The 13,557-nt window shown below is 72.2% G+C and carries 10 protein-coding genes; 4 read left to right on the top strand and 6 right to left on the bottom strand.

The window, feature by feature from the left end:
* Positions 1-151: 151 nt before the first annotated feature.
* Positions 152-2,296, top strand: a complete 2,145-nt coding sequence (locus FGF04_RS14380) for a S9 family peptidase (protein WP_149511695.1) — start codon at positions 152-154, stop codon at positions 2,294-2,296.
* 23 nt (positions 2,297-2,319) lie between these two features.
* On the opposite strand, the gene FGF04_RS14385 is transcribed toward FGF04_RS14380, so the two are convergent.
* Positions 2,320-2,931: a TetR/AcrR family transcriptional regulator gene (locus FGF04_RS14385; RefSeq protein ID WP_149511696.1), complete on the bottom strand. Its 612-nt coding sequence runs from the start codon at positions 2,929-2,931 to the stop codon at positions 2,320-2,322.
* A gap of 131 nt (positions 2,932-3,062) precedes the next feature.
* Between FGF04_RS14385 and FGF04_RS14390 the strand changes: the two genes are divergently transcribed.
* From FGF04_RS14390 to FGF04_RS14400, 3 genes are all read left to right on the top strand, one after another.
* Positions 3,063-4,247: a sensor histidine kinase gene (locus FGF04_RS14390; RefSeq protein WP_149511697.1), complete on the top strand. Its 1,185-nt coding sequence runs from the start codon at positions 3,063-3,065 to the stop codon at positions 4,245-4,247.
* A complete protein-coding gene (locus FGF04_RS14395) occupies positions 4,244-4,948 on the top strand; it encodes a response regulator (protein WP_149511698.1) in 705 nt (234 codons plus the stop codon). The genes FGF04_RS14390 and FGF04_RS14395 overlap by 4 nt, the downstream gene beginning before the upstream one ends.
* A gap of 216 nt (positions 4,949-5,164) precedes the next feature.
* Positions 5,165-7,375 carry an MMPL family transporter gene (locus FGF04_RS14400; RefSeq protein WP_149511699.1) on the top strand — a complete coding sequence of 737 codons (2,211 nt, stop codon included), beginning with the start codon at positions 5,165-5,167 and terminating at the stop codon, positions 7,373-7,375.
* 335 nt (positions 7,376-7,710) lie between these two features.
* Here the strand turns inward: FGF04_RS14400 and FGF04_RS14410 are convergent, their stop codons facing one another.
* The 5 genes from FGF04_RS14410 to FGF04_RS14430 form a co-directional block, all read right to left on the bottom strand.
* The gene (locus FGF04_RS14410; protein WP_235882331.1) at positions 7,711-8,838 is read right to left on the bottom strand and encodes an ABC transporter ATP-binding protein; all 1,128 of its coding nucleotides are present in this window, start codon (positions 8,836-8,838) and stop codon (positions 7,711-7,713) included.
* Positions 8,831-9,814 carry an ABC transporter ATP-binding protein gene (locus FGF04_RS14415; RefSeq protein ID WP_149511700.1) on the bottom strand — a complete coding sequence of 328 codons (984 nt, stop codon included), beginning with the start codon at positions 9,812-9,814 and terminating at the stop codon, positions 8,831-8,833. The genes FGF04_RS14410 and FGF04_RS14415 overlap by 8 nt, the downstream gene beginning before the upstream one ends.
* Positions 9,815-9,819: 5 nt before the next feature.
* Entirely contained in the window at positions 9,820-10,863 is a 1,044-nt protein-coding gene (locus FGF04_RS14420) for an ABC transporter permease (protein ID WP_408055619.1), read from the bottom strand.
* Positions 10,856-11,779 (bottom strand): ABC transporter permease, encoded by a 924-nt coding sequence (locus FGF04_RS14425; protein WP_149511701.1) that lies wholly within the window; start codon positions 11,777-11,779, stop codon positions 10,856-10,858. The genes FGF04_RS14420 and FGF04_RS14425 overlap by 8 nt, the downstream gene beginning before the upstream one ends.
* A 73-nt stretch (positions 11,780-11,852) precedes the next feature.
* Positions 11,853-13,493, bottom strand: coding sequence for a peptide ABC transporter substrate-binding protein (locus FGF04_RS14430; protein WP_149511702.1), 1,641 nt, complete (start codon positions 13,491-13,493; stop codon positions 11,853-11,855).
* Between the last annotated feature and the right edge of the window lie 64 nt (positions 13,494-13,557).

The raw sequence follows: 13,557 nt of genomic DNA on the forward strand, positions 1-13,557 counted from the left end.
GGGGGAATGGGGGGGGGGAATGGGGGCAGTAAATCCGTACAGCAGCCAGCAGGTTGATACCCACGCAGCGCTAGTGATCATAACTATTCGGGCGTGCGCATTGATCGGCGCACGGCCGCACAAGGGGGCGCATGGCCAATATGGTCGATGCATGACGACCGAGCCTCTCTCCTTCCCGCGCCGGCAGGCGCGCACCCTGCGTTTCACCCTGGGCGCGCCCCGTGCGTTCACCGTGGCCCCCGACGGTTCGCGTGTCGCGTTCCTGCGCTCCTCGTCCGGCACCGACCGGGCGAACCAGCTGTGGGTCCTCGACGTGGCGAGCGGCAAGGAGCGCCCGGCCGCCGATCCGGCGGCGCTGCTGGGCGGTTCCTCGGAGCGGCTGTCGGCGGCGGAGCGGGCCCGGCGCGAGCGCAGCCGGGAGGGCGGCGCGGGCATCGTCGGCTACGCCACGGACGCGGCCGTGGAGCTGGCGTCCTTCGCCCTGTCGGGGCGGCTGTTCACCGCCGAGCTGAGGGCCGGCACGGCGCGTGAACTGCGGGTTCGCGGGCCGGTCATCGACCCCCGCCCGTCCCCCGACGGACGGTTCGTCGCGTACGTCGCCGGGGGCACCCTGCGGGTCGTCGGCGCGGAGGGCGAGGACGACCGCGCGCTCGCCGAGCCGGAGTCGGCGACGGTCACCTACGGTCTTGCCGAGTTCATCGCGGCGGAGGAGATGGGCCGCAGCCGCGGTTTCTGGTGGTCCCCGGAGTCGGACCGGCTGCTGGTCGCCCGGGCCGACGACGCCCCCGTACGCCGCTGGTGGATCTCCGATCCCGCGCACCCGGAGCGGGAGCCGCAGCAGGTCGCCTATCCGGCGGCGGGCACCGACAACGCGGAGGTGCGGCTCTTCGTGGTGGGGCTCGACGGGGAGCGCACGGAGGTGCTGTGGGACCGGGCCCGCTACCCGTACCTGGCGCGAGTGCACTGGTCGTCCGCCGGGGCGCCGCTGCTGCTGGTGCAGGCGCGGGACCAGGCGAGTCAGCTCTACCTGGCCGTCGACCCGGACTCGGGGACGACCCGGATGGTGCACGCGGACGAAGATCCACAATGGCTTGATCTTTTCCCCGGCGTGCCGAGCTGGAGCCCCAGCGGACAGCTCGTGCGGATCGCCGACGAGGGCGGCGCGCGCGTGCTGGCGGTCGGCGAACGCGTCCTGACCGGCGCGCAGCTGCACGTGCGCGCCGTGCTGGACGTGTCGGACGACGACGTGCTGGTCTCCGCGTCGGCCGGGTCGGCGGCCGCCGAGCCGGAGATCGGCGAGGTGCACGTCTACCGGGTCAACGACCTGGGCGTGGCGCGGATCTCGCAGGAGCCCGGCGTGCACTCGGCGGTGCGGGCGGGCGGGGTCACCGTGCTGGTGTCGGCCGTGCCCGACCGGCCCGGGGCGCTGGTCCGGGTGGTGCGCGACGGCGACCGGCGCGGCCCGGGGAACGGCCGGACGCAGACGGCGACCGTGGTCTCGTACGCCGAGGACCCCCGAATGAGCCCGCGCGTGCACCTCACGGAAGCCGGTGAGCGCCGGGTCCCGTGCGCCGTCGTGCTCCCCACCGGATACACCGACGGTCCGCTGCCCGTCCTGATGGACCCCTACGGCGGGCCGCACGGGCAGCGCGTGCTGGCCGCGCACAACGCGTACCTCACGTCCCAGTGGTTCGCCGACCAGGGGTTCGCCGTGGTCGTGGCGGACGGGCGGGGCATGCCGGGGCGCTCGCCGGCCTGGGAGAAGGCGGTCAAGGACGACCTGGCGGCCGTCGCCCTGGACGACCAGGTCCACGCGCTGCAGGCGCTCGCCGGGGACTTCCCGCTGGACCTGACCCGGGTGGCGATCCGCGGCTGGTCGTTCGGCGGCTACCTCGCCGGGCTCGCGGTGCTGCGCCGCCCCGACGTCTTCCACGCGGGCGTGGTGGGCGCGCCCGTCACCGACCAGCGGCTGTACGACACGCACTACACCGAGCGGTACCTGGGCGACCCGAACCGGCAGCCCGAGGTGTACGCCGCCAACTCGCTGATCGACGACGACGGTCTGGTGCAGGCGGCCGAACCGGCGCGGCCGATGATGATCGTGCACGGTCTCGCCGACGACAACGTGGTGGTCGCGCACTCCCTGCGGCTGTCGTCCGCGCTGCTGGCCGCCGGCCGCCCGCACGAGGTGCTGCCGCTGTCCGGGGTCACCCACATGACCCCGCAGGAACAGGTCGCCGAGAACCTGCTGCTGCTCCAGGTGGACTTCCTCAAGCGCTCGCTCGGACTGGAGTAGGCGACCCCCCGGGGGCCTGGCCGCTAGCGCAGGCCGCGGACCAGCAGGTCGACCGTCCTCGCGTAGGTGTCCGGCGAGCCGGACACCTGCCCGATCCCGCCCAGCTCCAGGTGGACCGCGCCGTGGAGGGCCGTCCAGACCACCTGGGCGGCCTCCCCCACGTCGGCGAACCCCTCGGGTGCGCGCCCGGCGAGGTCCTGGACGAGCTCGATCAGGACCTCGAAGGCCGCGTGGCCGTACACCGAGGTCTCGGAGCCCGTCTGCGCGAGCGGTCCGCCGCCGCCGAAGACGAGCGCGTAGCGCTGCGGGTGCGCGAGCGCGAACTGCCGGTAGGCGTCGCAGGCTTCACGGAAGCGGCGCTCCGGATCCCTGGGCCGGTCCGGCCGGTCCACGTCGACCGCGCGCCAGAGGTCCTTCAGGGTGCCGACGGCCAGCGCGGCCAGCAGCCCTTCCTTGCTGCCGAACCGGTTGTAGACGCTCATGGGCGCGGCACCGGCCTCGCGGGCGACCGCGCGGACGGTGACACCGGCCAGGCCCTCGCGGTCGAGCACGTCCTGGGCCGCCTCCAGCAGGACCCCCTCGACCTGGTCGCTCGCCGTGCGGCGCCTGGACGGCCGGTCTTCTCCGGCGTTCACCGGGCACTCATCCGCTGCGCGTCTCCTGTTCGGCCCCTCGCGCGGGCCACTCTGTATAACATCGTTCCATAAGGCGGTCCCGTGCTCCTCCGGCCCGCCGCCTCCTACGGCTGAACACGGAGTGGGTACTGGTGCGATCCGATCCCTGGGCGGCCGGCGGCACGCTCACCGTAGCGGTCGCGCTGGTCGTGGGCGCGGTGTCCGCGGTCGTCGGCGACCACGCCGGCGCGACAACGCTGTGGGCCGTCCTCGCCCTGGGGGCGGCGGGGCTCCTGCTGGCCGTGCGGGCGTCGGGCGCCGCCGTCCTCGTCGCCGCCCTGCTGGCCGCCCAGGAGGTGCGCGATCCGGCGCCGTGGGGCACCTGGGCGGTCGCCGGAGGGCTGCTGTTCCTGTTCGCCCTGCGCCGCCCTCGCCTCGACGCGATCGCCGCCGGCGCGGTGGTCGCGGGCGGCACGATGCTCGCCACGTACGCCCCCTACGCCTCCTACGGCCCGTACGCCTCGTACGCCTCGGCGCAGGACGGCGGCAGCGTCGGGGCGTTCGGGATCGTCACGCTCGCGGCCGCCGCGGTCGGGGTGGGGCAGTGGGTGCAGGCGCAGCGGCGCTACGTGGTCGCGGAGGTGGGGCGGCGGCGCCAGGAGGCCGAGCGCAGGCGGGAGGAGGTGGCCCGCCACGTGGCGGAGGAGCGGCTGCGGATCGCCCGCGAGCTGCACGACAGCGTGGCCCACCACCTCGCGGTGATCAGCGTCCACACCAACGTCGCCAAGGCCAACCTCGCTTCCGCGCCGCAGGTCACCGGGCGCGCCCTGGACGACGTGCAGAGCGCCACCCGGTCGGTGATGGAGGAGCTGGGGGTCGTCCTGAACGTCCTGCGCGCCTCGGAGCCCGACGCCGTCCCGGCCGCCCCGGTGGACGCCGACGTGGTCGGCGACCTGCTGGAGAGCTTCGGGGGCATCGGCCTGGAGGTCGGGACCGAGGGCCTCGACCACCTGCGCGCCCTCGCCCCGGTCGCCCGCGGCGCCGCCCGGCGCCTCCTCCAGGAGTCGCTCACCAACGCCCAGCGGTACGGCGACGGCGGCGCCGCCACCGTGACCGTCGAGCCGCCCGCCGACGGGTACGTCACCCTGTCGGTCCGCAACCCGTGGGTGCCGCGCCCGACCAAGTCCGCAGGGAGCGGCCTCGGGCTGGTGGGCATGGAGGAGCGGGTCCACGCGCTGGGCGGCACCTTCCACGCGGGCCCGGACGCGGAGGGCTTCCTGGTGACCGCGCAACTGCCGGCCGCCGCACCGCGCAAGCCGAAGGAGGCGTCCGGATGAGCGCGATACGCGTACTCGTCGTCGACGACCAGGTCATGATCCGCTCCGGGATACGGGCCCTGCTGGAGACCGGCACCGATCCCGGCACCGGCGCCGGGGTCGAGGTCGTGGGCGAGGCCGCCGACGGGCGCCGGGCCGTCGACATGGCGCGGGCCCTGGTGCCCGACGTCGTGCTCATGGACCTGCGGATGCCGGTGCTCGACGGCGTGGGGGCGATCACGCGCCTGCGCGCGGACGCCGCCACCGCGGACGTCGGCATCCTGGTGCTGACCACCTTCGACACCGACCAGGACATCCTCGCCGCGCTCCAGGCGGGCGCCAACGGCTTCCTCGGGAAGTCCGCGGACCACGAGGAGCTGATGCGGGCGGTCGAGCGGGTCGCGGCCGGCGGCTCGTCCCTGTCCGCCGTCGCGACGGACACCGTCGTCGGGCACCTCMCCCGCACGGCGCGCCGGCAGCGGCCGCACGACACCGCCTCCCCCGAGGAGCTGCGCAGGGCCGCCTCCCTGACCTCCCGGGAGCGGGAGGTCACCGTGCTGGTCACCCGGGGCCTGGACAACGACGCCATCGCGGAGCGCCTGTTCATCTCGCCGCTCACGGTGAAGACCCACGTGAACCGGGCCATGAGCAAGCTGCACGTCAGGGACCGCGCGCAACTCGTGGTGGCGGCCCTGCGCGCGGGCCTGCGCGACGAGGACTGACCCCTGCTGACGGCCGCCGACCGCTGCGGACGGAGCAGGGAGCACGGGCCCGGAAGTACACCAGCCGCGGTAGATCCGCTACCGCGGCTGCGCGACGACCACCGGGCGCCTCCCGGCGGAAGCTGGCACCGGCCGCACGAGCGGCCCGCGTACCGCTCCCCGATCGCTTCCGATCGCCTTCCGGTCGCTCTCCGACCGCCTTCCGCAGGAGTCCCGATGTCCCGATTGCTGTCCAGGATCGGCGCGTTCAGCGCCGCTCACCGACTCGTCGTCGCCGGTGCGTGGATCGTGCTGACCGTCGCCCTCACCGTCGTGACGATCGGCGGCGCGAAATTCTCCGACGCCGAGTTCAGCATCTCGGGCGCCGAGTCGACCACCGCGCTCGCCACGATGAAGGAGGCGTTCCCCGAGGCGGACCCCGGCGCGGGCGAGCTGCTGCTGGTCGTCGAGGCGCCCGGCGGCACCTCCCTCGCCCGGTCCGACGGCCGGAAGCTGGTCGCGGGCCTCGTGTCGCGCGCCGCGGACGTCCCCGACGTGAAGTCCGCCGCGGACCCGTACGCCGAGGACCGTCCCTACGTCTCCGAGGACGGCTCGGTCGCCGTCTCCACGCTCGCCGTCGACCTGGAGGCCGACCAGGCGGCCGTCGAGGCCGACCTGCGGGAGGCCGCCGCGCCGCTGACGGAGAAGGGGTACACCGTCGAACTCGGCGGGGCCCTGGACGACGGGCCGCCCGAGATAGCCGGCATCACCGAGGTCATCGGTGTCGTGGTCGCCTTCGTGGTGCTGCTGCTGACCTTCGGCTCGCTGGCCGCCGCCGGCGCGAACATGCTGACCGCGCTGAGCGGCGTCGTCGTCGGCGTCCTGGGCATCCTCGCGTGGTCGGCGACGGGCGAGGGCATCCAGTCCACCACGCTGATCATCGCGGTGATGCTGGGCCTCGCGGTCGGCATCGACTACGCCCTGCTGATCCTGTCGCGGTTCCGCGACGAGCTGCGCCGCGGCGCCGGCGTCGACGCCGCCGTGGCCCGCGCCGCCGGGACGGCCGGCACCTCCGTGGTGGTGGCCGGGACGACCGTGGTGATCGCCCTGTCGGGGCTGGCGGTCGTACGGATCGCGTTCATCACCGAGATGGGGCTCGGCGCGGCGCTCGCCGTGATCGTGGCCGTGGCCGCCTCGCTCACCCTCGTACCGGTCCTGCTGAAGTCCCTCGGGTACAAGGCCCTGCCGCGCAGGGAGCGTCCGGCGCCGGGTGCGGCGTACGAGCCGCCCGCGGCGGTTGCGGAGACCACGGAGACCGACGAGCAGCGCCCGGGCCTGCTGGGCCGCTGGGCCCGGCTGGTGGTCGCCCGGCCCGTGCTCACCATGCTGGGCGGCACCGTCCTCGTCGCCCTGCTCGCCGTCCCGGTCCTCTCGCTCAGCACCGAGCTCGACCCGCCGGGCGGCCCGGACCCGGCCTCCTCGCAGCGCGCGGCCTACACCACGGTGAGCGACGCGTTCGGCGCCGGTGAGCAGAACCCCCTGATCGTGCTCTTCGAGGGCACGGACGCGGCGGGCACCGCGAGCGCCACCGCGAAGGAGATCACCGCGCTGTCCGGCGTGGCCGACGTCAGCCCCGTCCAGCGCGCCGAGGACGCGGACGCCGCCTTCCTGGCGGTCACCCCCGACCACGGCCCGACCGACGCGCGCACCAAGGAGCTGGTGGACTCGCTGCGTACCGAGACGGACGCGGTGACCGGGGCGAAGGTGTCGGTGACCGGTCAGACCGCGGTCGACGTGGACGTCGACGCGGCGCTCTCGTCCGGCCTGGTCGTCTACCTGATCGCCGTGGTCGGTCTCTCGCTGCTCCTGCTCACCCTCGTGTTCCGCTCCGTCCTGGTACCGCTGCTGGCCACGGCCGGGTTCCTGATGTCCCTGGCGGCGGGCCTCGGCGTGACGGTGGCGGTCTTCCAGTGGGGGTGGCTCGGGACCCTGGTCAGCCTGGACGAGGCCCGGCCGCTGGCCAGTCTGACGCCGCTGATCGTGGTGGGCGTGCTGTTCGGGCTCGCCATGGACTACCAGGTGTTCCTGGTGGCCCGGATGCACGAGGCGCACCGCAGCGGGCTGCACACCCGGGCGGCCGTCGTACGCGGCTTCGGGCAGGCCTCCCCGGTCGTCGTCGCGGCGGCCGCCATCATGGCCGCGGTGTTCGCCGGCTTCGCCTTCAGCGGCGGCGACCAGATGGTCGCGTCCGTCGGGCTGGCCCTGACCGTCGGGGTGCTGGTCGACGCGCTCGTCGTGCGCATGGTCCTCGTACCGGCGGCCCTGCGGCTCCTCGGCGAGGCGAGCTGGTGGATGCCGCGCACGCTGGACCGCGTACTGCCGAACCTCGACACGGAGGGCTCGTCCCTGGAGGAGGAAGGACCGCGGCGGGAACTCGCCCGCACCTAGGGCCTGTCGTCAAATTACCGTCGTCCGCCCGGAGGGCGGGCCGGGCGGCGTCTGGTGCGTGCTCTCGGTGTGCCGGGCGGAAGTCCGCGTACTGGACGTACTTGGGCTTTCGCCCGGTGCGGCGAGAGTGCGTGCCAGGCGTCGCCCGGCAGACGGGAATTTGACGACAGGCCCTAGGGGATCCGCAGGTGAACGGCGACCGGCCGGGGCGACATGGCGCGCCCCGGCCGGTCTACGGCACCCGCACGGCCGTACGCTGTCCAGGCTGCCGCGTCCGTATATCGGTGCCGGGTCGGCCGAGTTGCCTGCGTGTTAACGAAGTTGATGCCCGTTCATCAGCTTTTCGGTGGTTCCTGAGGGGCTTCCCCGGACGGCAGATCCCGTTTCTCCTCCGGCGGGACCACCTGCTTCTCCTCCGCGAAGTGGCAGGCCGAGGGGTGCGCGGCGGGACCGCCCTCGTACCGGAACGCCGCGGGCACGGCGAGCAGCGGCACCTCCAGGGCGCACCGCTCCTGGGCCTTCCAGCAGCGGGTGCGGAAGCGGCAGCCGGAGGGGATGTTCGCGGGCGAGGGCACGTCGCCGGAGAGGATGATCCGCTCCCGGTGCTCGCGGGCCTCCGGGTCCGGGACGGGCACCGCGGAGAGCAGTGCCTGGGTGTACGGGTGCGTGGGGTGGTCGTAGATCTCGGCGTCCCGGCCGGTCTCCACGATCCGCCCGAGGTACATCACCCCGACCCGGTCGGAGATGTGCCGCACGATCGACAGGTCGTGCGCGATGAAGACGTAGCTCAGGCCGAACTCGCTCTGCAGCCGGTCCATCAGGTTGACGACCTGCGCCTGCACGGACACGTCGAGGGCCGACACCGGCTCGTCCGCGACGATGATCTCGGGGCGCAGGGCGAGGCCGCGCGCGATGCCGATGCGCTGGCGCTGGCCGCCGGAGAACTGGTGCGGATAGCGGTTGATGTACTCCGGGTTGAGGCCGACCACGTCGAGCAGGTCCTGGACCCGCTTGCGCCGGTCGCCCTTCGGCGCGACCTCGGGGTGGATCTCGTACGGCTCCCCGATGATGTCGCCGACGGTCATCCGCGGGTTGAGCGAGGTGTACGGGTCCTGGAAGACCATCTGGATGTTGCGGCGCACAGCCTTCAGGGCCCGGCTGGACAGCTTGGCGATGTCCTCGCCCTTGTACCGGATCTCGCCCGCGGTCGGCCGCTCCAGGTTGACCAGCATCTTGGCGACCGTGGACTTGCCGCAGCCGGACTCGCCGACGATGCCGAGGGTTTCCCCGGCGCCGAGGTCGAAGTCGACCCCGTCGACCGCCTTGACGGCGCCCACCTGCTTGCGGAAGAGGATGCCCTGGGTGAGCGGGTAGTGCTTGACCAGGCCGCGTACCTGGAGGATCGGCTCGGCCACCGCGGTGGGCGCCCCTCCGGTCGCCGGAACGCTCATCGACTCAGCCATGGAGGCACTCCCTCCAGAAGTGGCAGGCGCTCCTGCCGTCCGCGCCCGCCTCGGTCACCTCGTACAGCGGCGGCACGTCGGTGCGGCAGACGTCCCGGGCCAGGGGGCAGCGCGGGTTGAAGGCGCAGCCGGACGGGATGTTCATCAGGTTCGGCGGCAGGCCCTTGATCGCGTACAGCTCCCGGCCCTTCTGGTCGAGCCGCGGGATCGACTCCAGGAGGCCCTTGGTGTACGGGTGCGCGGGGGCCTTGTAGATGTCGTGGACCGGGGCGGACTCGACGATCGTGCCCGCGTACATCACGGCGATGCGGTCGGCGACGTCCGCGACCACGCCGAGGTCGTGGGTGATGAGGATGAGGCCCATGTTGAGCTCGCGCTGCAGCTCGGCGAGCAGGTCCATGACCTGGGCCTGGACGGTGACGTCGAGGGCGGTGGTGGGTTCGTCGGCGATGATCAGGGCGGGTTCCAGGGCCAGCGCCATCGCGATCATGATGCGCTGGCGCATGCCGCCGGAGAACTGGTGGGGGTAGTCGCCCACCCGGGAGGCGGCGGCCGGGATGCGCACCCGGTCCATCAGCTCGACCGCCTTGGCCTTCGCGTCCTTGCGGGACATCCCGCGGTGGACGGTGAACATCTCGCCGAGCTGGGCGCCGACGCTGAGCACCGGGTTCAGGGACGACAGCGCGTCCTGGAAGATCATGGCCATCTGGGCGCCGCGGACCTTGCGCCGCTCCTCCTCCTTGAACGTCAGGAGGTCCTGGCCCTTGAAGAGGATCTCGCCCCCGGTGATCTTCCCGGGCGGGGTGTCGAGGATGCCCATGACGGCCTGCGCGGTCACGGACTTGCCGGAGCCGGACTCGCCGAGCACGGCGAGCGTCTCGCCCTCGTCCACGCTGTAGCTGACGCCGTTGACGGCCCGGGCGACGCCGTCCCGGGTCCGGAACTCCACGTGCAGGTCGCGCACTTCGAGCAGCACGTCACTCACCTCAGCTTCGGGTCGAGGGCGTCGCGCACCGCGTCGCCGAGCATGATGAACGCGAGGACGGTGACGGCGAGCGCCCCGGCCGGCCACAGCAGGGCGTGCGGCGCGGTGCGGATGTACTGGGACGCCGAGGAGATGTCGATGCCCCAGCTCACCGTGGGCGGCTTGAGCCCGACCCCGAGGAACGACAGGGTCGCCTCCAGCGAGATGTACGTACCGAGCGCGATGGTCGCCACGACGATGACCGGGGCGACCGCGTTGGGGGTGATGTGCCGCAGCATCATCCGGGAGTTGGAGGCGCCCAGCGCCCGGGCGGCCTGCACGTAGTCGTTCTGCTTGGTGGTGATGACCGAGCCGCGGGCGATGCGGGAGATCTGCGGCCAGCCGAGCAGCACCATGAAGCCGATCACGGGCCAGATCGTGGAGCTGGTGACGACGGACAGCAGCACCAGGCCGCCGAGGACGACGGGGATCGCGAAGAAGATGTCGGTGACGCGGGAGAGGACCGCGTCCCAGGCCCCGCCGAAGAACCCGGCGAGTCCGCCGAGCACCGAGCCGAGGAGCGCCACCCCGAGCGTGGCGCACACGCCGACGGTGACGGAGACGCGGGCCCCGTACACGGTGCGCGTGTAGACGTCGCAGCCCTGGCCGTTGTAGCCGAAGGGATGGCCGGGCTGGGAGCCCTCCTGGGCCTTGGCGAGGTCGCACTTGAGGGGGTTGCCGGAGGCGATCAGGGAGGGCCACAGGGAGATGACGACCAGGAAGAGGATGACGAGCCCCGAGATGATGAAGACGGGGTTGCGCCGCAGGTCGCGCCAGGCGTCGGACCACAGGGAGCGGGGCTTGTCCTGGGGTCCCGTGCCGTCCGGCCCGCCGAGCGGCTTGCGCAGCGAGGCGCCCTCCTCCGTCGCGAGGTCCATCGCGCCGCCCATGCCGGTCGCGGCGATGGCGCCGTCCTCGGGGGCGCGGCCGCCGCCCGACAGGTGCGGCCCGGGCGGCATGGAGGGCAGGGGCCGCTCCGGTGGCGTCGGCTGCTCAGGCATAGCGGATCCTCGGGTCGAGTACGGCGTACAGGAGGTCGACCAGCAGGTTGGCCACCAGGAAGACGAGGACGAGGACGGTCACGAAGCCGACGACGGTCTGGGTGTTCTGGCGCAGGATGCCCTGGTAGAGCTGGAAGCCGACGCCATGGATGTTGAAGATCCGCTCGGTGACGATCGCGCCGCCCATCAGCGCGCCGATGTCGGTGCCGATGAAGGTGACCACCGGGATGAGGGAGTTGCGCAGCAGGTGCCGGGTGATGACCCGGCGCCGGGGCAGGCCCTTGGCGACGGCCGTGCGGACGTAGTCGGCGCGCCGGTTCTCCGCGATGGAGGTCCGGGTCAGCCGGGTCACGTAGGCGAGGGAGACGGACGCGAGGACAAGGCCGGGCACGATCAGCTCGTCGAAGGGGGCCTCCGAGGAGACGGACGGGCTGATCCAGCCCCATTTGACGCCGAGCAGCAGCTGGAGCAGCAGGCCGGTGACGAAGGTGGGCACCGAGATGACGACGAGGGTGACCAGCAGGACGCCGGTGTCGACGGGCCGGCCGCGGCGCAGTCCGGTGACGACGCCGAGCGTGATGCCGATGACCACCTCGAAGAGGACCGCGACGATCGTGAGCCGGACGGTGACCGGGAAGGCGCTCGACATCAGCTCGGTGACCTCCTGCCCGTTGAACGCGGTGCCGAAGTCGCCGGTGAAGACGTTGCCCATGTAGGTCGCGTACTGCTGCCACACGGGCTTGTCCAAGCCGAACTCCTTGCGGAGCTGGGTGGCCGTCGCGGGGTCGCACTGCCGGTCGCCGCACAGGCCCGCGATGGGGTCGCCCATCACGTTCACCATCAGGAAGATCAACAGGGTGGCGCCGATGAAGACCGGGATCATCTGCAGCAGGCGCCGGATCACATACCGTCCCATGAGGGCTCCGGAGGTAGGCGGGTAGCCTGGGGCGGGCGCCTGGGCTTTCTGGAAGCGCGCCCGCCCCCGTGGCTCAGCTGACCTTGATCTCGTTGTAGACGGGCAGGCTGAACGGGTTCAGCGCCACGTCCGAGATCCGGTCCGAGTAGCCGGCGCTGCCGTTCTGGTACCAGAGCGGGATGGCGCCCATGTCGTCCCGCAGCACCTCCTCGGCCTGCTGGAACAGGTCGACGGCCTTGGCCTGGTCGGTCTCCGCGTTGGCCTTGTCGACGAGGGTGTCGAACTCCTTGCTGGACCACTTGCCGTCGTTGGAGGAGGCGTTGGTGTAGTACAGCGGCTGCAGGAAGTTCTGGATGAGCGGGTAGTCCATCTGCCAGCCGGCCCGGAAGGGGCCCGACATCTTCGACTGGGTGATCTGGTTGCGGAAGTCGGCGAAGGTGCCGACCGGGTTGCCGACGCAGGCCTTGTCGTTGCCGAGCGCGTTGTTGATCGAGTTGCAGACGGCGTCCACCCACTCCTTGTGGGAGCCGGTGTCCGCGTTGTACGAGATCTTGACCTGGCCGCCGGGCAGCCCGCCGCCGTCCTCGATCAGCTGCTTGGCCTTCTTCGGGTCGTACTCGCAGGCGTCACCGCACAGCCCCTCCTTGAAGCCGCCGTCCTCGCCGAGGACGGGTGAGGTCCAGTCGGTGGCGGGGGTGCGGGTCTTCTGGAAGATGGTCTCGGTGATCTGCTTGCGGTCGATGGCCATGGACAGGCCGGTGCGGACCTTCTCCATGCCGTCCTTGCCCCAGTTCTTGTCGTAGAACGGGAAGGCGAGGGTCTGGATGATGCCGGCCGGGGTGTTGATGTACCGGTCGCCGAGGTCGCTCTTGGCGTTCTTCAGCTGCGAGGCGGGCACGTCGTCGACGAGGTCGAGGTTGCCGGCCATCAGGTCCGTGTAGGCGGTGTTGTTGTCGGTGTAGACCTTGAGGTCCACGCCGCCGTTCTCGGCCTTGTCGTCCCCCGGGTAATCGTCCCAGGTGCGCAGCTTCATCACCGAGCCCTTGGCGTACGAGTCCACGGCGTACGGGCCGTTGCCGACCGGCTTCTTCAGCCAGGCCGCGTGGTCGTCGAAGAACGCCTTGGGCAGCGGCGCGAAGGCGGCGTAGCCGAGGGTGTCGGGGAAGGTCGAGAACTTCTGGTTGAGCTTGATGGTGAAGGTGCGGTCGCCGGTGACCTTGAGCCCGCTCAGGGTGTCGGCGGTCTGCTTGCCGCCGTCCTCCGGGTGGACCTTGTCGTAGCCGTCGATGTACCCGAAGAAGTACGCGTTCTTCTGGTTGTTCTTGAGGCTGGCGCCGTAGTTCCAGGCGTCCACGAACGACTTGGCGGTGACGGCCTCGCCGTTGCTGAAGGTCCAGCCGTCCTTGACGGTGACGGTGAAGTTCTGCGAGTCCGAGGTCTCGATCTTCTCGGCCAGCATGTCCTTGGCCTCGCCGGTCTCGGCGTCGTAGCGCTTGAGACCGCGGAAGACCATGTCGAGGACCTTGCCGCCCTGCACCTCGTTGGTGTTGGCCGGCTCCAGGGGGTTCTGCGGGTCGCCCCAGGAGGAGCTGACGATGCCGGAGCCGTCGCCGCCGCCGCTGTCGCCCCCGTCTCCCCCGCCTCCGCAGGCCGTCGCCGCGAGGGCTGCCGCCGTCGCGCACACGGCCCATCTGGCGTGCGTGGCTCCACGCATGGAGTGCCTCCTCTTAGCTGCGCTGCGGCTCCGGCGCCGGAGCCGGTACCTTTGCGCCCAATAT

The sequence above is a fragment of the Streptomyces apricus genome (assembly GCF_008369065.1).
Lineage (GTDB): Bacteria > Actinomycetota > Actinomycetes > Streptomycetales > Streptomycetaceae > Streptomyces > Streptomyces apricus.

What these genes read in the sequence shown, in the direction of transcription:
- FGF04_RS14380 (WP_149511695.1), top strand. Translation starts at nt 152, where the DNA reads ATGACGACCGAGCCTCTCTCCTTCCCGCGCCGGCAGGCGCGCACCCTG.
- FGF04_RS14400 (WP_149511699.1), top strand. Translation starts at nt 5,165, where the DNA reads ATGTCCCGATTGCTGTCCAGGATCGGCGCGTTCAGCGCCGCTCACCGA.
- FGF04_RS14410 (WP_235882331.1), bottom strand. Translation starts at nt 8,838, where the DNA reads ATGGCTGAGTCGATGAGCGTTCCGGCGACCGGAGGGGCGCCCACCGCG.
- FGF04_RS14420 (WP_408055619.1), bottom strand. Translation starts at nt 10,863, where the DNA reads ATGCCTGAGCAGCCGACGCCACCGGAGCGGCCCCTGCCCTCCATGCCG.
- FGF04_RS14425 (WP_149511701.1), bottom strand. Translation starts at nt 11,779, where the DNA reads ATGGGACGGTATGTGATCCGGCGCCTGCTGCAGATGATCCCGGTCTTC.
- FGF04_RS14430 (WP_149511702.1), bottom strand. Translation starts at nt 13,493, where the DNA reads ATGCGTGGAGCCACGCACGCCAGATGGGCCGTGTGCGCGACGGCGGCA.